21 protein-coding genes are annotated in these 17,545 nt (G+C 66.7%); 9 read left to right on the top strand and 12 right to left on the bottom strand.

Going from position 1 to position 17,545, the window contains the following annotated elements:
- The first annotated feature begins 36 nt into the window (after positions 1-36).
- Both ITJ49_RS03995 and ITJ49_RS03990 read left to right on the top strand, forming a co-directional pair.
- Entirely contained in the window at positions 37-1,467 is a 1,431-nt protein-coding gene (locus tag ITJ49_RS03995) for a gamma-aminobutyraldehyde dehydrogenase (protein ID WP_194601707.1), read from the top strand.
- A gap of 90 nt (positions 1,468-1,557) precedes the next feature.
- Entirely contained in the window at positions 1,558-3,840 is a 2,283-nt protein-coding gene (locus ITJ49_RS03990; RefSeq protein ID WP_194601704.1) for a transglycosylase domain-containing protein, read from the top strand.
- Between the two features lie 22 nt (positions 3,841-3,862).
- Here the strand turns inward: ITJ49_RS03990 and ITJ49_RS03985 are convergent, their stop codons facing one another.
- Positions 3,863-5,311: a PLP-dependent aminotransferase family protein gene (locus ITJ49_RS03985; protein WP_194601701.1), complete on the bottom strand. Its 1,449-nt coding sequence runs from the start codon at positions 5,309-5,311 to the stop codon at positions 3,863-3,865.
- A gap of 61 nt (positions 5,312-5,372) precedes the next feature.
- Between ITJ49_RS03985 and ITJ49_RS03980 the strand changes: the two genes are divergently transcribed.
- The gene (locus ITJ49_RS03980; protein ID WP_194601698.1) at positions 5,373-5,525 is read left to right on the top strand and encodes a hypothetical protein; all 153 of its coding nucleotides are present in this window, start codon (positions 5,373-5,375) and stop codon (positions 5,523-5,525) included.
- Between the two features lie 200 nt (positions 5,526-5,725).
- Here ITJ49_RS03980 and ITJ49_RS03975 read toward each other — a convergent pair whose 3' ends face one another.
- Positions 5,726-6,700 carry a helix-turn-helix transcriptional regulator gene (locus ITJ49_RS03975; protein ID WP_194601695.1) on the bottom strand — a complete coding sequence of 325 codons (975 nt, stop codon included), beginning with the start codon at positions 6,698-6,700 and terminating at the stop codon, positions 5,726-5,728.
- A gap of 152 nt (positions 6,701-6,852) precedes the next feature.
- Between ITJ49_RS03975 and ITJ49_RS03970 the strand changes: the two genes are divergently transcribed.
- Together ITJ49_RS03970 and ITJ49_RS03965 are read left to right on the top strand one after the other, a co-directional pair.
- The gene (locus tag ITJ49_RS03970; RefSeq protein WP_228514046.1) at positions 6,853-7,491 is read left to right on the top strand and encodes a general stress protein; all 639 of its coding nucleotides are present in this window, start codon (positions 6,853-6,855) and stop codon (positions 7,489-7,491) included.
- Between the two features lie 82 nt (positions 7,492-7,573).
- A complete protein-coding gene (locus ITJ49_RS03965) occupies positions 7,574-8,506 on the top strand; it encodes a carbohydrate kinase (RefSeq protein ID WP_194601692.1) in 933 nt (310 codons plus the stop codon).
- On the opposite strand, the gene ITJ49_RS03960 is transcribed toward ITJ49_RS03965, so the two are convergent.
- A complete protein-coding gene (locus ITJ49_RS03960) occupies positions 8,439-9,806 on the bottom strand; it encodes an MFS transporter (RefSeq protein WP_194601688.1) in 1,368 nt (455 codons plus the stop codon). The genes ITJ49_RS03965 and ITJ49_RS03960 overlap by 68 nt on opposite strands.
- 51 nt (positions 9,807-9,857) lie before the next feature.
- On the opposite strand from ITJ49_RS03960, the gene ITJ49_RS03955 reads away from it, so the two are divergent.
- The 4 genes from ITJ49_RS03955 to ITJ49_RS03940 all read left to right on the top strand — a co-directional run bounded on the left by ITJ49_RS03955 (position 9,858) and on the right by ITJ49_RS03940 (position 12,065).
- Complete coding sequence (locus tag ITJ49_RS03955) at positions 9,858-10,457, top strand: molybdenum cofactor biosysynthesis protein (protein ID WP_370544360.1); 600 nt, start codon at positions 9,858-9,860, stop codon at positions 10,455-10,457.
- A 273-nt stretch (positions 10,458-10,730) separates the two neighbouring features.
- A complete protein-coding gene (locus ITJ49_RS03950) occupies positions 10,731-11,333 on the top strand; it encodes a TetR/AcrR family transcriptional regulator (RefSeq protein WP_194601685.1) in 603 nt (200 codons plus the stop codon).
- A 169-nt stretch (positions 11,334-11,502) separates the two neighbouring features.
- A complete protein-coding gene (locus ITJ49_RS03945) occupies positions 11,503-11,856 on the top strand; it encodes a hypothetical protein (RefSeq protein WP_194601682.1) in 354 nt (117 codons plus the stop codon).
- Between the two features lie 62 nt (positions 11,857-11,918).
- On the top strand, positions 11,919-12,065 hold the full coding sequence (locus tag ITJ49_RS03940) for a hypothetical protein (RefSeq protein ID WP_157510058.1): 147 nt from the start codon (positions 11,919-11,921) through the stop codon (positions 12,063-12,065).
- 114 nt (positions 12,066-12,179) lie between these two features.
- On the opposite strand, the gene ITJ49_RS03935 is transcribed toward ITJ49_RS03940, so the two are convergent.
- The 9 genes from ITJ49_RS03935 to ITJ49_RS03895 all read right to left on the bottom strand — a co-directional run bounded on the left by ITJ49_RS03935 (position 12,180) and on the right by ITJ49_RS03895 (position 17,480).
- Positions 12,180-12,746: a phosphatase PAP2 family protein gene (locus tag ITJ49_RS03935; RefSeq protein WP_194601677.1), complete on the bottom strand. Its 567-nt coding sequence runs from the start codon at positions 12,744-12,746 to the stop codon at positions 12,180-12,182.
- 39 nt (positions 12,747-12,785) lie between these two features.
- Positions 12,786-13,235 (bottom strand): YsnF/AvaK domain-containing protein, encoded by a 450-nt coding sequence (locus ITJ49_RS03930; RefSeq protein ID WP_194601673.1) that lies wholly within the window; start codon positions 13,233-13,235, stop codon positions 12,786-12,788.
- A gap of 130 nt (positions 13,236-13,365) precedes the next feature.
- The gene (locus tag ITJ49_RS03925; protein ID WP_228514044.1) at positions 13,366-14,028 is read right to left on the bottom strand and encodes a hypothetical protein; all 663 of its coding nucleotides are present in this window, start codon (positions 14,026-14,028) and stop codon (positions 13,366-13,368) included.
- A 24-nt stretch (positions 14,029-14,052) separates the two neighbouring features.
- A complete protein-coding gene (locus tag ITJ49_RS03920; RefSeq protein WP_194601669.1) occupies positions 14,053-14,913 on the bottom strand; it encodes a PRC and DUF2382 domain-containing protein in 861 nt (286 codons plus the stop codon).
- Between the two features lie 354 nt (positions 14,914-15,267).
- Complete coding sequence (locus tag ITJ49_RS03915) at positions 15,268-15,873, bottom strand: hypothetical protein (protein ID WP_194601666.1); 606 nt, start codon at positions 15,871-15,873, stop codon at positions 15,268-15,270.
- Positions 15,870-16,448, bottom strand: coding sequence for a hypothetical protein (locus ITJ49_RS03910; protein WP_194601661.1), 579 nt, complete (start codon positions 16,446-16,448; stop codon positions 15,870-15,872). Before ITJ49_RS03910 ends, ITJ49_RS03915 begins: the two co-directional genes overlap by 4 nt.
- Positions 16,445-16,840, bottom strand: a complete 396-nt coding sequence (locus ITJ49_RS03905) for a hypothetical protein (RefSeq protein ID WP_194601657.1) — start codon at positions 16,838-16,840, stop codon at positions 16,445-16,447. Before ITJ49_RS03905 ends, ITJ49_RS03910 begins: the two co-directional genes overlap by 4 nt.
- Positions 16,837-17,028 carry a hypothetical protein gene (locus tag ITJ49_RS03900; protein WP_194601654.1) on the bottom strand — a complete coding sequence of 64 codons (192 nt, stop codon included), beginning with the start codon at positions 17,026-17,028 and terminating at the stop codon, positions 16,837-16,839. The genes ITJ49_RS03905 and ITJ49_RS03900 overlap by 4 nt, the downstream gene beginning before the upstream one ends.
- Complete coding sequence (locus tag ITJ49_RS03895; RefSeq protein ID WP_194601651.1) at positions 17,025-17,480, bottom strand: Asp23/Gls24 family envelope stress response protein; 456 nt, start codon at positions 17,478-17,480, stop codon at positions 17,025-17,027. Before ITJ49_RS03895 ends, ITJ49_RS03900 begins: the two co-directional genes overlap by 4 nt.
- Positions 17,481-17,545: the final 65 nt, after the last annotated feature.

The raw sequence follows: 17,545 nt of genomic DNA, 5'->3' as shown, positions 1-17,545 counted from the left end.
TCGAGCGCGAGCCAGCGCCGGCGCTACTGTCGGCGCATGACGACACCGCTCCAGAACTTCATCGACGGCGAGTACGTCGAGGCGACCGGCGAGACCACCTTCGACCTGATCGACCCGGCGACGGAAGAGGTCTACGGGTCATCGCCCGTCTCGGATCCTGAATCGGTAGATCGCGCCTACCAGGCGGCGGCGCGGGCATTCGAGACCTGGGGCGAGACGACTCCCGCCGAGCGGCAGCTCGCGCTGTTCCGGATCGCCGACGCCATCGAGGCCCGCGCCGAGGAGTTCGCCGACCTCGAGTCGCGCGACACCGGCAAGCCGCGCGCGACTCTCGTCGACGACGAGATCCTGATGTCGGTCGACCAGATCCGGTTCTTCGCGGGCGAGGCGCGCCACTTGTCGGGTATGAGTGCCGGCGAGTACCTGAAAGACCACACGTCGTTCATCCGCCGCGAGCCGATCGGCGTCGTCGGCCAGGTCACGCCCTGGAACTACCCGCTCAACATGGCGGTCTGGAAGTTCGCGCCCGCGCTCGCCGCGGGCAACACCACGGTGCTTAAGCCGAGCGACACCACCCCGCTCTCGACGCTTCTGCTCGCCGAGGTCGCGGCCGAGTTCCTGCCGCCGGGTGTGCTCAACGTCATCACGGGCGACCGGTCGACCGGCGCGGCGATGATCGACCACAGGATCCCGCAGCTCGTCTCCATCACCGGCTCTGTGCGGGCGGGCATGGCCGTTGCAGAAGCCGCGTCCAAGGATCTCAAGCGGGTGCACCTCGAGCTCGGCGGTAAGGCCCCGGTGATCGTGTTCGACGACGCCGACATTCCCGCGGCGGTGGAGGGCATCGTCGCGGCGGGGTTCTTCAACGCCGGCCAGGACTGCACGGCGGCGACGAGAGTGCTCGTTCAGGCAGGCATCCACGACGAGTTTGTGAAGGCGCTGGCCGAGCGCGCGCGTGACCATGCCCGCGTGGGTGCGCCGTCGGATCCTTCGGCTTTCTTCGGCCCGGTCAACAACCGGGCGCAGCTCGAGCAGGTGCAGGGGTTCCTCGAGCGTCTGCCCGAGACGGCCGTCATCGAGACCGGAGGATCCCGCGTCGGCTCGATCGGCTACCTGCACGAGGCGACCGTCGTCTCGGGCCTCACCCAGCGCGATGAGGCCGTACAGAACGAGATCTTCGGCCCCGTGGTCACCGTGCAGAAGTTCACCGACGAGGCAGAGGCGCTGCGCTATGCCAACGACGTGCACTACGGCCTGGCGTCGAGCGTCTGGACCACCGACCACGCCACCGCAATGCGCTGCTCCAAGCGGCTCGATTTCGGCTGCGTATGGATCAACACGCACATACCCATCGTTGCCGAGATGCCGCACGGGGGCTTCAAGCACTCCGGCTACGGCAAGGATCTCTCGTCGTACGGCTTCGAGGATTACACCCGTGTGAAGCACGTGATGTCGTACCTCGGCTGATCCGTCGAGCGGCTACCTCTCGAGGACTATTTCCCGACGAATACATGTGCCCTCTTCGCTATCCGGGCGTGAGCCGTTTACCGTTAGGGCGTGACCCGATCATCTGCACCCCGCGTCGTCGGCGCCCTCCTCGGCTTCGTCGGCCTCTCCACCGTGGCCGGACTCCTGGCCGCCCTGCTCGTCGTGCCGTCCATCGCGGTCGCCGGCGAGGGGGTCGTGACCGCGGCCGACACGTTCAACGCGTTGCCGAGCTTCCTCAAGATCACGCAGCCCGCGCAATCGTCGTCGATCTACGCGAAGAAGAACGGCAAGAACGTCAAGCTAGCGACGTTCTACGTGCAGAACCGCACCGACGTCTCGCTCGCCGAGATGTCGCCGTGGGTGGCCCGATCGGCCATCGCCACCGAAGACCCGCGGTTCTTCGAAGAGGGAGCGATCGACCTGCAGGGCACGATTCGCGGAGCCCTCTCGACGAGCATCGGTCACTCGGTGCAGGGTGGCTCGTCGATCACTCAGCAGTACGTGAAGAACGTCCTCGTGCAGCGATGCGCCCAGGAGAACGACGGCACGTCGAAGAAGGCCGTCGCGGCAGCGACCAAGTGCTACGAGGAGGTCACGGCGACGACGCCGGCCCGCAAGCTCCGCGAGATGCGGTACGCCATCGGCGTGCAGAAGCGGTACTCGAAGCACGACATCCTCCGCAGCTACCTCAACATCGTCGGCTTCGGCGGCACCGTCTACGGCATCCAGGCCGCGGCCGAGTACTACTTCGGCGTTCCGGCGAAGAACCTCAGCCTCGTGCAGGCGGCGACTCTCACCGCGATCATCAACAACCCGTCGAACCTCCGCATCGACCACCCGTCGAACAAAGACAACGGCTCGGCGAACCACTACGCCAAGACCAAAGACCGCCGCGACTACGTGCTCACGCGCATGCAGAAAGAGGGCAAGATCACCGTCGCCCAGCGCGACAGGGCGATCGCCACGGCGGTTAGGCCGAACATCACCCCGCAGGCCAACGGCTGCGCCACTGCGGTCAAGTACGACGCCGGCTACTTCTGCAAGTACGTCGAGCTGTCGATGCTTAACGACAAGGCGTTCGGCAAGACCTCCGCCGAGCGCATCGAGAAGCTCACCGAAGGTGGCCTCAAGGTCTACACGACGCTCAACCTCGACCTGCAGGCGAAGGCGCAGGCCGCGGTCAGCGCGTCGATGCCCGCCAGTGTGCCGGGGCTCAACGTGGGTGCCTCGAACGTCGCGGTCGAGCCCGGTACGGGCCGCATCGTCACCATGGTGCAGAACACCAAGTTCGACGAAACGGCCTCGGCGTCGGCCGGCACGACCAGCGTCAACTACAACACCGACCACAATCGGGGCGGCTCTCAGGGGTTCCAGACCGGTTCGTCGTTCAAGGCGTTCACCCTGGCCGCCTGGCTGGAGGCCGGGCACACGCTGAACGAGTCGGTCAACACGACCGAGCACGCTCTCCCCTTCTCGGAGTTCACGAACTCCTGCTACGGGCTCGGCAACGAGGTCTGGAACGTCGCAAACGCCGAGGCGGCACCCGCCTCAATGACGGTGCTTCTCGCCACCGAGGAGTCGATCAACACCGCCTACGCCGCGATGGGTCGCAAGCTCGACCTCTGCAACATCCAGAAGACCGCCTTCAACATGGGCATCCACGCGGCCGACCCCGACGCCAACCCGTTCACCTCGCCGCCGTCGATGATCCTGGGCACCAACTACATCGCCCCGCTGACGATGGCCACGGCCTACGCCGGCATCGCCAACCACGGCGTGGTCTGCACCCCGGTCTCGATCACCCGCATCGAGGCCGCCGACGGCAAGAGCATCCCCCCGACGGCGACGAAGTGCACGCAGGGCATGTCAACAGACGTGGCCGATGGCGTGGCGTACGCCCTGCAGACAGTTCTCAAGCCGGGCGGAACGGCGGCCAGCGCCAACCCGGGCGACGGCGTTCCGATCATCGCCAAGACCGGCACCACCGACGGCGCCGTGCAGAACTGGCTCGTCACGTCGACCTCGAAGATCGCCCAGGCCACCTGGGTGGGCAACATCTCGGGGAGCGCGGGCTTCTACAAGACCTACATCAACGGCCAGTACGGCTACGGGCTCAAGTTCACGATGGACAAGACGATCATCGCCGACCTCAATGCCGCCTATCCCGGTGCGGCGCAGTTCCCCGCGCCTCCCCAGTCGGAGATCGGCGTGGTGGCCAAGCCGAAGCCCGCCGCGACCAACGACTCCAAAGACGGCGCGGCCGGCACCGACAAGAAAACGAACGACACTGGCAACGCAGGCAAAGGCAACCCCGACAAGGGCAACGCTGATAAGGGCAAGGGCAAGAACTAAGCCGCCTCGGTACGCACCTCGACTAGGCGACGAACGCGGGATCACTCAGGCTGCGGCCCGCGTGGCCTCCTGATCGCACGGCGGTCCAGGCATCGGCGAGGCGGGTGAGACCCTCCGTCATGGTGGTCTCGTCGGCGGTGATGGGGATCCTGACCCGACGTTCGAAGGCACCGTCGATGCCGAAGCGCGAGCCCGCGGTGACGGTCACGCCACGCGCCCGACCGGCCTGCACGAGCGCACTGCTGAGCGGTGCCCCGAGGTGCACCCAGAGCGCGAGACCACCGTCGATCGCCGGCACGTGCCACTCGGGCACGAGCGACCGCAGCAGCGTCGTGGCGTGGTCTCGGCCGTGCCGGAGCTCGTCGCGACGAGACTCGAGGATCCGAGGAAGGTCGCCAATCGCCTCCTGAGCCACCAGCTGCTCGATGACGGCGTTGCCCATGTCACCCGCCGGGCGCGCGAGCGCGAGCCGCTCGATCAGGTGCCGATCGGCGCGGATCCAGCCGATGCGAAGCCCGCTCCACACGGTCTTGCTGAGCGACCCGACGGTGATCACGGTGGCGCCGTGGTGCGGAACCGCGGCGAACGGGGTTGCGGCGAACGGCCGGTCGATGTCGAGGTCGGCGGTCGTCTCGTCGATGAGCAGCGGTGTGCCGGTCTGGGCTGCTGCGCGCAGGATGCGGAGGCGCTCGTCGTCGTCGAGTGAGGCGCCCGTCGGGTTCTGGAAGTCGGGCATCAGGTAGGCGAGAGCGGGTCGTGCGCCGCGCAGGGTGTCGACCAGTTGGTCGGTGTCGTAGGTCGAGGCGCCGTTCTCGAGCGATGCTTCGGCTCGGCTGTCGAGCGGGCTCGCGATCAGGCGCGCCCCCGCTGCGAGGAAGGCGTCGAGCGCGTGCGGGTAGCTCGGCGACTCGACGACCACTCGATCGCCGCGGCCGAGGAGCGTGCGGGCGACGAGAGCGATGGCGTGTTGGGCGCCCAGTGTCACGAGGATGTTCTCGGGGGAGGTCGGCGCCCCGCGCTCGGTGTAGCGACGGGCGATCGCGACACGGAGGTCGGGCAGCCCGAAGAAGTCGATTCCGGCGTGGCTGAGGTGGTGCGGGAGACGCTGCAGTGCTCGCGCCGAGAGGTCGGGCAGCTCGTGCCAGGCACGGGGCACAGCTTTGCTGAGGTCGAGGTCGAGCGGTGCCGGGTCACGACGTCGCGGCACCGAGGGGAGTTCAAGCACGCTACCCGAGCCCTGAATGCTTCGCAGGATGCTCTTCTCTCGGAGCACGCGGTAGGCCGACACGATCGTGGTGCGGCTGACCCCCAACGCCTTCGCCATCTCCCGCTCGGCGGGCAGGCGGGTACCCGACGCGACTCGCCCGTCGAGGAGGAGAACCTCGAGCTTCGCGGCCAGGTTTGCGTGCGCGTGGCCGCCCACCCGCCACTCGCCGAGGAGTCCGGTCAGGGCGGTCGTTCCTATCAGCATGGTGCCACCTTAGACGTATTGGACCTTGGCGCGGTGGCACGATTCGCGATTGGATCGCATCATGAATCAATTGGACTGCGAGACTCTCGCCATCTTCGTGTTTGCCGGGCTCGGGATCCTCGCCGGCCTTGTCACCATCGTCGCCGCCGCTCGCGATGGGTACGGCAGGGTGGCCGAGGTGTCGCCTGCCGACCGGGAGTCGCGGTGGGGGTAGTGGTGCTGGTCCTCGTGTAACCGCGGCGATCGCAGACCCGCATGATCGGCACAGACCCGCATGATCGGCACAGACCCGCTTCGTCGGCGTGGGCACGCGACCTAGGCTGCGAGTTTTGGCCGGCCGTGAGGGTTTATGCCGACTCGGCGGGTTTTGGCCAAGCGAACCCGCGCCCACCCGCGCCCCCGACCTCGGGGCGGTCAGCGCCGAAGCGTCACGGCCGGGTACTCCGCGAACCGCTGCACGTAGGCCGACGAGAAGCGGCCGGAGTGCGCGAAGCCCCACCGGTGGGCGATTGCGCCCACCGTCGCGTCGCTCGGCGAGGCGGCAAGCAACTCGGCGCGGACGAGATCGAGCCTGACCCCGCGCAGGTAGTCGGTGGGTGTGGTGCCGAGCTGGTGATTGAAGGCGTGCTGGAGCCCGCGCAGGCTGAGGCCCGCCGCCTGGGCGATCGACGACGTGGTGATGGCCTTGGCGGCGTGGTGGTGGATGTATTCGAGTGCCGTGGCGAGGCGCGCGTTACCCGGTGGCAGGGCGATGGCAGCTACCCGTGGCCCCTGGTGCGGGAACGTGTCGAGAAGCGCCGAAGCCGCCAATCGCTTGGCCTCGGCACGCAGCAGAGGGTCGGGCTCGCTGCCGAGCATCGTCTGCGCCACCGACGAGACGACGTCGTGCCACCGCTTCAGTGCGCCGGGATCGAGCTGGGCCGTGTGGTCGAAATGCAGTTTCTGCTGTTCTCCACCCGTCCGCTCGGCGGCGAGTCGTTCGAGGTAGCCCGCGTCGAAGTGGATGAGATTCTGTCTGACGTCGCTGAAGTGGAAGGCGTAGCGCTTGCCGGTCGGAAACATCGCCGGCCGTCCGGTCGACATCTTTACCTCGTCGCCGCCGATGTCCATGACCGCTCTGCCAGTGGTGATCCACGAGACCACGTATTCGTCTTCGGGTTCGATGGTGCCCCGCATCGAGGCGCTGAACGACGACGTGCGGAGCGTCATCTCGTCGTCGCCCACGACTGTGTAGCGGAACGAGAAGGGCCCTTCTGTCGGTTCGGCGTAGAACCCGGATCCGTTGTAGCCGCCCGAGTAGAGATCGATGGCCTCGTCGGGTTCGTGGCCCCCGTAGGCGGCCCGCTGCATCGCGTCGTCGGATCGCGAAGCGGCGTCGTTCTGGCTCATCGTGGTGGATTGTCGCACGTGATCTGATCGCGGCGAAATCCCCCTTCGCGGTCTCCGCGCCAGTGATAGGGGCACGTTTCTCGGCAGCTGTCGGAGAGACTTCAGGGTCTCGGGCCAGAGTGGGTGGTTCACACCCCTGCAAGGAGACCCCGATGACCGACCCCACCCCCACCGGGCCCGCACGAGGCCCCAGCGACGACACTCCCACCGAGCGTCCCGCCGTTCCGCAGTACGGCGAATACGCCGCCCCCGGAACGCAGCCCGTCGTTCCCCCGCAGCAGCCCCAGGCCGAGTCCACCGGATCGGCAGCTGAATCCGCCGGCGGCGTCGGAGCCTTCGTCGGTGGCGCCTATCCGCAGGTGGTCGCCACCTTCACGAAGTACGAAGACGCCCAGCGCGCGGTCGACTACCTCAGCGACGAGGGCTTCCCGGTGCAGAACGTCTCGATCGTGGGTCACGACATCCGCACGGTCGAGAACGTCTCCGGTCGCCTGACGAAGGGCAAGGCGGCGAGTCGCGGCGGTCTGAGCGGCCTCTGGTTCGGCCTCTTCCTCGGCCTGCTGTTCGCGGTCTTCGTGCCGGGAGTGCAGATCATTCCGGCGCTCCTGACTGCCGTCGTCGTCGGTGCCCTCTGGGGTGCCCTCTTCGGCTTCGTCGGTCACGCCATGACTCGCGGCCAGCGCGACTTCTCGTCGGTGAAGACGATGGAGGCGGGCCGCTACGAGGTGCTCGTCCGCGGCGAGTTCGCGACGAAGGCGCAGCAGATGCTGACCGACAACGTCTACAAGTAGGCGTTCGGTCTCGAGACGATCAGCCCCCGCGACCCTGCGTCGCGGGGGCTCCGTGCATCCCGGGCCGACTACAGTGCAGGGCATGAGTACCGCCCCGACAGCCCTCCCGTCCGTCTTCGTCGTCGGAGAGGCGTTGATCGACATCGTCGTCGACGGCGACTCGACCGCCGAGCACCCGGGCGGCAGCCCGATGAACGTCGCCTTCGGGCTCGCCCGACTCGGTGTGCCGACGTCGTTCCGCACCTCGCTCGGGCGTGACGAGCGCGGAAACGCCCTGCGCCGACACCTCGACTCGGCGGGTGTGCAGCTCGATTCCGCCTCGGTCACCGACGAGCCGACGTCCACGGCAAAGGCAAGGATCCAGCCCGACCGTTCGGCGAAGTACGACTTCGACATCTCGTGGAACCCGGGGTCCCTCTCCGTCCCGACCGGGGTCGCCGTCGTTCACACGGGCTCCATCGCCACCGTGCTCCACCCCGGGGCGGATGCGGTCGCGGAGCTCTTCACCGCGGCGCACGACTCGGTGCTCCTCTCCTTCGACCCGAACGCGCGCCCCAGCGTCACGCCCGACAGAGACGCGGCAGTGCTCGACGTCGACCGCATCGCCGAGGTCTCGCACGTCGTCAAGCTGAGCGACGAAGACGCCGCCTGGCTGCACCCCGGCGCAACGCTCGATGAGGTGCTCGACCGCTATCTCGGCCTCGGTGCCGGGCTCGTCGCGATCACCTGCGGCGGCGAGGGTTGCATCGCGGCCTCGCCGAATGCCCGGATCGCGGTCGCCGCACCGCCCGTCGACGTCGTCGACACGATCGGCGCCGGCGACGCGTTCATGTCGGGCCTGCTGTTCGGCATCCTGTCGAACGACCTGGTCGACACGGTGCGCTCCGGCGGTCTCGCGCAGGAGGGGCTCGAGGCAATCGTCGGCACGGCCCTCGTGAGCGCGCAGATCACGGTGTCGAGGGCGGGCGCGAACCCGCCCACCCCGGACGAGCTGTACGGGCCGTCCGAGGCGTAGGCGTCAGGGCCCCAGCGGAACGGCTCGAGCGGCAGGGCCTGGCCGGCAGGGCCTGGGGGCGCAGGGCGTCGACGGCGGGTTCGGCAGACCTGGGCTCGGAGAGCGGCGCTGCTGCGGGGTCGGCCGGGCCCGGATCCTCGGTTCTGCCGCCTCGACCGAGTGTCAGCAGAACGACAGCGCCGACGAGGGCGAACGCCGCCGCGATCGTGAAGTCGAGACCGTAGCCCGACGACGACACCGCGATGCCACCGAGGACCGATCCGGCAGCGATCGACAGCTGGATCGTCGTGACGAAAAGCGCGAGGCTGCCCTCGGAGCCGCCCGGGGTGGCAGTGGCCATCCAGGTCTGCATGCCGAGTGGCATCGCACCCCAGACGAAGCCCCACAGGGCGAGCAGCACGAAGACGCCCGGCACCGACCAGGCGAGGATCGGCAGCAGCACGATGGCCATGGCGAGAAGCACCTTGCCGACGGTGAGCGTCGCGACCATGTTGCGCGACAGGGTGGCCCCGGCGACGAAGTTGCCCGCGATTCCGGCGACGCCGAACAGGAGCAGGGCGAGCGTGATTGTGCCCGCGGTGACCTTGACGAGATCCTCGAGGTAAGGGGCGACGTAGGTGTACGCGGCGAACTGGGCGAGGAACACGAAGACCGTCGCGATCAGGCCAATCCGAGCGCGCGGCACCCGCAGCAGGCCGCCGAGGGTGGCGAAGCGAACGCGCTGCACCGCCGGAATCGACGGCAGGAGCACGAGTTGGCCGACCAGCGCCAGGGTGGCGAGGGCGGCGCTGATCAGGAATGCGACGCGCCAGCTGGCGAAGCTCGAGACGAACGCGCCGAGCGGGAGGCTGGCGACGGTGGCGACCGAGATGCCGGCCGTGATGATCGAGGTGGCCTGGATCACCGACCGGGCTTCGACGAGTCGGGCGCCCATGCCCGCACCGATGGCCCAGAAGCCGCCGAGGGCGATGCCCAGCAGCATGCGGGCGACGATCAGCAGCCCGAACGTGGGGGCGAAGGCGCCGACGAGGTTGGCGATCACCAGCAGGACCGTGAGGGACCAGAGAACGGTGCGCCGGTCGACCCGCGAGGTCAGCACGGTCACGACGGGCGAGCTGACCGCCGCCGTCAGCCCGGTCGCCACGACGACGAGGCCCGCGGTGCCGATTCCGATGTGGAGGTCGTCGGCGATCGCGGGCAGAAGCCCGATCGGAAGGAATTCGGAGAGCACCAGCACGAACGACCCGAGCGCTACCGACAGCACTCCGAGCCAGCCGCGCCGATCAGGCGTCTGAGTCATGCTCACCCCAAGCGGTGCTCCGAGCGATCCATTCCCGCGTACCGTGAGATCGTGCCGCACGAGACGACCGAGCCGAGGATCCCGGTGCTCGGCATTCCGACGCCGGTCACCATCGAGGCTCTGCTCGCGTCACCTCATCACCGTTATGCTGGCCGGCCCGGCGACGGTGCCCTGCCCGCGACCGAGCTCGGCCTCGCCCCGGGTGAAAGCGAGTCGCGTACCTCGGTTTCTATCCGCGGCGGTCTCGGAATCGTCGGCGACCGCTACTTCGGCAAGCCCGCGCACCGGGCAGCCTCGGTGACGTTGTTCGACCTGGACGCTCTCGACCAGTCGGCCCGGGAACTCGGCCTCGACGCGCTCGATCCCCTCGCCACCCGGCGCAACGTGCTGCTGCGCGGCGTCGCTGTCGACCAATTGCGGGGTGCCGTCTTCACCCTCGACTCAGGATCCGGGCCGGTCGCCTTCCGCGCTGGTCGCCCCGCGAATCCGTGCGCGTGGATGGACCACGAGCTCGCACCCGGTGCGTTCGCGGCCCTCCGGGGGAGGGGTGGCATGCGGTGCGAGCCCCTCGCCGATGGCGTACTGCACGTCGGCGAAGCCACCTTCGTGCTGCTCTCGTCTCCCGTGCCTTCGGCGAGGCGCCTGCGCTGATCCTCGGCTGGTCGGGCGCTCGCGGGGTCGACCCGTCGACGGCGTAGTTTTGCTGACAATTGTTTGATACTTTTGACGCACCCACGGTAAGGATCAGGATCGTGGGGCAGATGGCACCCGTGCCGTCGCGAGGCCGGCCGTTCGGGTCGGCCGGCCTCGCTTCTTGGCTTCTCTGTCTCTTCGACTTCTCTGTCGTGCCGGCTTCTCTGTGTCTCTTGCCGGTTGCGGTGCTTTGTCGCGGGGCATCCGATGTCGGAGGGCTACGGTGTCAGCGTGGATCCCCGAGCCCGTCGTAGTCGTGACCGCCTTTTCGCGGCCGTCCTCGAGCTTGCGGCCTCGGGTCGGGTCGACGATGTCAGCGTCTCGGAGGTTGCGCGGACTGCCGGCGTTACCCGTGACACCTTCTATCGGCATTCCGGCTCGGTCTCGGAGCTGTTGACGATGGCACTCGCGGAACGCCTGCTCGACTACCTCGCGGGCCATGTCGGCGAGGAGTATCCGACACCCTCCGAACTGGTCGACGTGTTGGCGAGCGCCGAGCTGGCTCTTCTCCGCCACATCGCCGAACTCGGATCCGTCTATCAGGCAGCCCTCGGCGGATCGAGTGCCGCTCCCGTGCGTCGGGCGCTCACGTCTTTTCTGCAGGAGAACATCGAGGTCGCGCTGCGCCTCTACCCTGAGATCGCCCCCCTTCCCGAGGACGAAATGGACGACCTCTCCCGGGCGATGATCGCCTCCTACGCCGCCTCTGGCACGGTGGGCGCGATCGAGGTGTGGCTCCACTCCGGTGACCTCGACGACCCGGCCGGCGCGAGTCTCATCATCGCCGCTGGAGCACCGACCTGGTGGCGGAAGGCTACGGGAAAGAACGCCTGACTGCTTCTTCGGGGGTCTGGAGAATCCCGGGTGCGGCTCGTAGACTTCTCACTGGAAGCACCGAGGGTTCCGGCCGAGACGCCCTCAGTGCTCGACCCGTACCGCTCTTCCCTCGATCACTCTCTTTTGTGCGACTTTCGCGCACCCTGTTCTGAGCCGGAAGGGCTGTATGCACGACCTCACCATCGAATTCGTCGTCCGCGATCACTCGGGAGCCATTGCCGCCCTCGTGACACCGGACGGCGTCATCGACGCCGAGGCGGCCTCCGATCAGATCGCCCGAGGTGAAGCGCACTATTTCGCCGGCCCCGACTCCTACGCGCGCACCCGCGTTCGATCGATCCCCGCTCTCGGCGGCCCGTATCTCTATGCCAACTGGGACGGCACGCGGCGCAACAACCTCCACGACCTGGCCCGGGGTCTCGCGCGCATCGACCGCCGCACCGCCGCTCGCCTCGTCGCCGCGCGCGGCCCGTGGTTCCGGCGCCTCTTCGGCCACGCCAAGGCCTACCTCGCGGCGTGAGCGGTCGGTCGTTTGACTGCCGGCCCGCATGGGCTCTTCACAGGCTGCGATAAACTCCGACCATGTCGGTCTTCGCAGTCTTCCTCGCCATCGTGGCGGGTCTCATGGCCATCGCCCTCGTCGCGCTCTTCGTGACCCTCGTCGTCCTGGCGGTGCGCGCCCGAGGCAAGCGCCGTTCGGTGCAGTACCGCCCCGGCGCCGAGCGCTAACTACCGAGTCGGTGGGCGGTTGCGACACCGCTCATGTCAGGCTCGTCCGGTTGACGAAGGCAAACGATGGCCCCGATTGTCGCCGCGTGCGAGGGGCTGATAGTTCTGCCCGTCTTATTTGTTCGGAGGCACAATCTGTCCGCCGAGGAGGCCGATAAGGAGGCCGACGAGGTTTCCGGTGGCCACGTCCGAGAACCAATGCGCCCCGATGTGCAGTCGCGAATATCCGACTGCTAATGCGAGGGCGGTGATGGCGATCCCACGAGTGGGGTCGGCAACCCACACTCCAGTGGCGAGAGCGGCCGCCGTGGCGGTGTGCCCGGACGGGAACGAGGGGCTCGTCGGAGTGTGGTTGAGATGCCGATGTGTGAGGCCGCGCAGTCGGGGTCGGGGAGCGCGGATGAATGTTTTCGCGACGAGGTTTGCCAGCGTTGTGGACACGACGAGGGTAAGAGCGCCCCGGCGGGCTGCCACTCTGCCTTTTGCTCCAGTGAGGGCGACTCCGAGGATGACCGCAGCCCAGAACGCGGTCTTGTCCGCGCTGCTGGACAAGGCGAAGAGGCCGTTATTCACCCGGGAGGGCACATGGGTGTTGTACACGCGGTGTCCCACGATCTCGTCGAGGGCGCGGACGAACGACGGAAAAAGAGAGCGCCGAGACCGACGAGACAAGGGAGACATGGATGCCTTTGTTCGGTGGAGCAGTGAACCGGGGAGACGTCAAGAGTTGTGAGCACCGTCGACCGACCACGGTTCGCGCGAGGAACTGGTGATGAGGTCTACACGCTCCTTGAGGACGTCCCCTGTCACCCGGACATCGTCCACGAGAGTGTTCACGCGGATCCGGACGCGTTCTACCGGGACGACCTCGGTCGCAATGAAGATCTGTTCCTCGTGTAACACGATGTCCAGGTCGTGACTTTCCGCCCTGCTATTCGGCAGTTCCTGGTATCCGTTCTCGCCTAGAGGCTCTCGAGTGATGCGGAGTTCCTCGCGGCGAACGGTCACGGTGACCGTTCTCTCCTCCGTGACGATGACCTTCTTCACCCGCACCCGTTCTTTCGGAACCGAAAGGGTGCTGACGCTGAGGCGTTCCTCGAGGCGGGTGAGATGAACACCCGAGTCGTCATCGACACCCGGCAGATCGGGGACGGACTGTGCGTCGGTCATCGAGTGACTCTTTCGGTCATGATCGACGGGAAGCCGGTGGTCGGGTCGGTGGACGTCGGTCGGAGAGGGGAGGGTGGTGCGGGCGGCGGTTAGGGGACGCCGCCCGCACCGGTTTCGTGGCTCGGCCGAGTTACAGGCCGAGACCCACTTTGTCGACCTTGCGGTGGTACCGCATCCCAGTGAGCCCACCGAGGATAGCCCCGACAAGGGCGAGGATCACGACGAGAACCAGGCTGATGATGCCGCCGGCGGTCGTATTTCCGTCGATGCTTCCGGAGGGGATTGTTCCGAGTTTTGACAGGACGTCGAACTGGCTACCGGCGATGAGGCCGATGATCGCGAGGATCACGGTGACGATGACCGCCCACAGCCAGACGGCGACGCCCTGACGAATACCGTTGAAGCGAGCCATCCGACCTGCGACGTAGCCGCCGGCGAAGTAGGCGATGATCACGACGACGAGGAGCACGATCGCGCTCACGATCGTCGTGGTTGCCGCGTTGTCTTCGGCGGCGTTCTTGGCGTCGCCGTTGGTCGCGGCGACGCCGACTCCAATGCCGGAAAGGATCCCGAGCAGCAGCACGGCGAGCCCCGTGGCCGTCAACCAGCCGAAGAAAGCACTTCCGAACTTCATTCCGCCGAACTCAGCCTTCTCCCTCGCCACGACCGACTGGCGGTCGGTCGCGAGCCCGGCCCGGCCGCTGTCGTCCACGCCGTGCTCGCTGTCCTTTTGCCCGTCGTTGCCGCGGGTTCGGTTGTCTTCGGCCCCGGGGCCGCCGATGCTGCTGCTCATGCTGTGACCTTGTCCTGTTCGCGCTTACGCGCGGTCGGTGTTGACGTCGCCGGTCGTGTGGGTGTCGTCCTCGAACTCGATCTGTTCTTTGCGGACGTCCTCGGTGACTGTCTGCTGCTCAGTGACTTCTTCGGTACCGAGCTTGATTCGCTCGACGGGGACGGCTTCCTTGTCGACGACGACCTTGTCTTCGTGGAGGACGACCTCGTGTTCTTCCTCCGTGAGGTCCCCACCGGAGAGTGCGTCGCCGCGGTTGGCCTCGGTGATGGGCTCGCGGGTGATGGTCACCTCGTCGTGAGAGACGGGGACGGTGCGGGTCTCTTGCTCGGTGACGATGTACTTGCGAAGTCGCGCCTTGCCGGCTTCGGTCTGGCGAGTGCCGACGTGGAGCTGCTCCTCGGAACGCGTCATCGCATCGTCCGTGTTCGCGCCCGACGTGTCGTGACCTTCGGTAGGGCGTCCCGTTTCGGTTTCTGCGTACTCGCCTGTCACAGCGGGGCCGGTAGGGGCGTCCTGGTCGTAGACGGGAGGGTTGCCGTAGAGGTCGGCCTGATCGGTGGTGGTGTCCTCGAGGCCGTAGTGGGCGTAGAGAGCGGACTCCTGCTCGACGGTCAGGTAGCCGTCTTTGTCGTCGGAGTGCGGGGCATCCTTGACCTGGTCCTTGGTGTAGGGGACCTGGACGTCGTTGCCGGTCACGGTCGCCTGGCTGAGGGGGACGAAGGATTCGCCGGAGCCGAAGAGGCCGGTGGAGGCGGTGACCCACTCGGGTTCACCGGTGCGGTCGTCGGTGAAGATCTGGCCGATGCTGCCGATCTTCTTGCCGTCCTGGGAGACGACGTTGCCGTTGCCGGAGAGCAGGGTGTTGATTTCGTCGGTGCTGATCACGATGATCGTTCCTTTGCGGATTGTGGACAGAACCTAGGAGTTCCGTCCGGTCGAGGTGGTGTCGGGTGTGATGTGGTGCAGGCACGCCGAGGGGTCTCTTTTAGCGACACCGTTCGGGCGATAAAGGGCTAGAAAAGACCCCTGTGGCTGGCAATGAATCGCCGTGCTGCCGGCGATGCTCCTCCCGTCGGAGGCAGTTGATGCCGTCGAGCTACTTCCGGAACGTGGACCGGCGTCCATTACGGGTCTTACCGGTTTGGCCGGCGGCGCCTTTTCGGCTGTTCCGGAGGATGCCCACGATCGAGACAACGACGGGGAGGTACTTCAGGAGGCGGATCATCCGGTTCTCGTCTTCTACTGGAGGCGGGTCTTTTTGGCGGTGCGGGCGCGAAAACCACCCGAAATCTGAATTAGTGCAGGCACTTCGAATCCGAGCAGTTGGTCGAGGGCTTTGAGGTTCGACTGGATGGTGTCTGAGATGACCTTGGGCGAGACGCCTCGGCGAGCCGTCGCACTGATCTTTAGTACGTTCGTGCCCTTGACATCAAAGGAGCTGACCGAGGACGACACCAGGTCGTCTCGCCGTTTCAGAGCCTCTTGGAGTACTTCCTTGGCGACGCCGGCTTTGATGATCGTGGACCCGTGTTCGGTGGTGACGTCGTGGAACAGCTCGGTCGTGTGGCCGTTGCCCTGCCTGACGATGAAACGCACCAGAAGAATCACGATAATCAGCAGGACTGCAACCACGGCGAGGTCGAGCCAGCTCGACCCGGTCGAGAAAAGGGGCACGGCCGAGAAAATGGTGGAGACATTCTTCGACACGGCAGGTGCCGTCGACTTCCACGATGAGGCGAAGCTCGGCAGAAGACCGAGAAGGACCGCCGTGGCAGCCAGGATCAGAACGACGAGGCCGACGATGAAGAGGAGAAGCCGGTTGGCGCCGCGGTTGGTTGTGTTCATGCGCCGACCTTCCCGGTCTTCCGAATTTCGATCTTTGAGGTGAGCTTCGGGGTGACGTCGTATGTGGCGAGCTGTGCGTCGACGGCGTCCTTGATTCGGCCCTCGTCGACGGTCCGTCCGGTGATCGGGGTCATCTCGACGACAGCATGGTGGTGGGTGACGCTGACCCGAGTGTTGTCCGGGTCCGTGTTCGCCGCATACGACGCATGGCGCGCGAGAGCGGACGCGATGACCTCGTTATCGATCACCGTCACCGCTCGGTCCGTCTGAATCAGGTGTCGCGGTCGCCGTCCGGAGGCGAACGACACGATGATCAGCCACAACCCGATGAGGGCGAGGACGATGCCCGCTGTGACAAGGATCCAGAGGGGAAGCGTGTTCGCCCTGACGAGCGCGTTGGCTGCGTTGCCGGGTGTGACGAGTAGCGGCTTCTGGTCTGAGATTGAGAGGATGATCTCGATCATCGCCGAGACGGCCACGAGGATCAGGATCACGGCCAGGAGGATCGCGAGGACCGCCCGGGGCGAGTGGGTTTCCCGGCGCGCGATGCGCGAATACGTGGATTTCGTACTCATCGGACGCGCCTATTTACCTGAATAGTGACCCCGGTGATTTTGATGATTACTCGAGTGACCTGGCTACCGGTTAGATCCTGCACACGGGTGCGGATCTGTTCCTGGGCCGTCTTGGCACGGCCGAGGAGCGGCCCGCCCTGCTGGTCGACGACGCCGGGTTCGTCCTCGATCTGGAGGAGCGAAGGGACCCGGATGGGAGTCGACACGGTGAGAGAGAGGCACCCGTCGTCGTCGTCGAGGTTGACCGATACCTTGTGCGATTCGACGCCGAGGGCGTCGGCAGTGACGGCCGAAACGACCCGGTCCAATGCACGGGGTGCGATCTTGGTGCGCCCCGGCGGTTTCGCCCACTCGTTTTGACCGGTGGTGCGGATCGTTTCGGTCATCGTCATGAGGAAGAGCGCTTTCCCCTGAAGACGTCCAAAAGTGCCGAGAACTCGATGTCTCCGGCCACAATGCGACCGATAATCGCGCCGACGGCCATCGCGAGAACAAGAAGGATGAACGCGCCGAAGCCGAGGGTCATCCAGGTGAGGACGAGAGCGGCGGCGATGGCGATCCCACTGACGGTGGGGGTCACTTGACGCGGCTGTCGGACTCGTCGTCGTCATCGTCCGAGGGGACAAAGACGTCGGCGATAGTCACGTTGATCTCGGCGACCTCCATGCCGACGATGTTCTCGACCGCGTCGGCGACCGCGTTGCGGACGTTGTCGGCCAGATCCTGGAGGGCGACGGGGTACTCAGCGGTCAGGGTCACATCGACGGCGACCTGCGTCTCGCCGACCTCGACGCTGATGCCCTGGGCGAGGTTGGTCTGTCCAACACGGTCCCGGAGTGCACCGATGGCACGCCCGGCACCGCCGCCGAGTGCGTGGACGCCGCGGACCTCGCGGGCTGCAATGCCAGCGACCTTGGAGACGACGGCGTCGTTGATGTTGGTCGTGCCGGACTCGATGGTGCTCGACGTGGAGACGGCTTTCGACGCGGTCGGGGGAATTACGGCGTTGGGGGTGGGGGTGGTGTTCGACATGACGGTCTCCTGAAGTCTGTGATGTTCGCGACGCCGTGTCGGCGTCCTGAAAATGCCACTGCCCC

It is taken from the genome of Frondihabitans sp. VKM Ac-2883 (assembly GCF_015350875.1).
GTDB lineage: Bacteria > Actinomycetota > Actinomycetes > Actinomycetales > Microbacteriaceae > Frondihabitans.
The sequence above is the reverse complement of the archived record's forward strand: the minus strand, read 5'-3'. Positions and strand labels throughout refer to the sequence as shown.

What these genes read in the sequence shown, in the direction of transcription:
- ITJ49_RS03995 (WP_194601707.1), top strand. Translation starts at nt 37, where the DNA reads ATGACGACACCGCTCCAGAACTTCATCGACGGCGAGTACGTCGAGGCG.
- ITJ49_RS03985 (WP_194601701.1), bottom strand. Translation starts at nt 5,311, where the DNA reads ATGCTGATAGGAACGACCGCCCTGACCGGACTCCTCGGCGAGTGGCGG.
- ITJ49_RS03980 (WP_194601698.1), top strand. Translation starts at nt 5,373, where the DNA reads ATGAATCAATTGGACTGCGAGACTCTCGCCATCTTCGTGTTTGCCGGG.
- ITJ49_RS03975 (WP_194601695.1), bottom strand. Translation starts at nt 6,700, where the DNA reads ATGAGCCAGAACGACGCCGCTTCGCGATCCGACGACGCGATGCAGCGG.
- ITJ49_RS03970 (WP_228514046.1), top strand. Translation starts at nt 6,853, where the DNA reads ATGACCGACCCCACCCCCACCGGGCCCGCACGAGGCCCCAGCGACGAC.
- ITJ49_RS03965 (WP_194601692.1), top strand. Translation starts at nt 7,574, where the DNA reads ATGAGTACCGCCCCGACAGCCCTCCCGTCCGTCTTCGTCGTCGGAGAG.
- ITJ49_RS03960 (WP_194601688.1), bottom strand. Translation starts at nt 9,806, where the DNA reads ATGACTCAGACGCCTGATCGGCGCGGCTGGCTCGGAGTGCTGTCGGTA.
- ITJ49_RS03945 (WP_194601682.1), top strand. Translation starts at nt 11,503, where the DNA reads ATGCACGACCTCACCATCGAATTCGTCGTCCGCGATCACTCGGGAGCC.
- ITJ49_RS03940 (WP_157510058.1), top strand. Translation starts at nt 11,919, where the DNA reads ATGTCGGTCTTCGCAGTCTTCCTCGCCATCGTGGCGGGTCTCATGGCC.
- ITJ49_RS03935 (WP_194601677.1), bottom strand. Translation starts at nt 12,746, where the DNA reads ATGTCTCCCTTGTCTCGTCGGTCTCGGCGCTCTCTTTTTCCGTCGTTC.
- ITJ49_RS03930 (WP_194601673.1), bottom strand. Translation starts at nt 13,235, where the DNA reads ATGACCGACGCACAGTCCGTCCCCGATCTGCCGGGTGTCGATGACGAC.
- ITJ49_RS03925 (WP_228514044.1), bottom strand. Translation starts at nt 14,028, where the DNA reads ATGAGCAGCAGCATCGGCGGCCCCGGGGCCGAAGACAACCGAACCCGC.
- ITJ49_RS03915 (WP_194601666.1), bottom strand. Translation starts at nt 15,873, where the DNA reads ATGAACACAACCAACCGCGGCGCCAACCGGCTTCTCCTCTTCATCGTC.
- ITJ49_RS03910 (WP_194601661.1), bottom strand. Translation starts at nt 16,448, where the DNA reads ATGAGTACGAAATCCACGTATTCGCGCATCGCGCGCCGGGAAACCCAC.
- ITJ49_RS03905 (WP_194601657.1), bottom strand. Translation starts at nt 16,840, where the DNA reads ATGACGATGACCGAAACGATCCGCACCACCGGTCAAAACGAGTGGGCG.
- ITJ49_RS03895 (WP_194601651.1), bottom strand. Translation starts at nt 17,480, where the DNA reads ATGTCGAACACCACCCCCACCCCCAACGCCGTAATTCCCCCGACCGCG.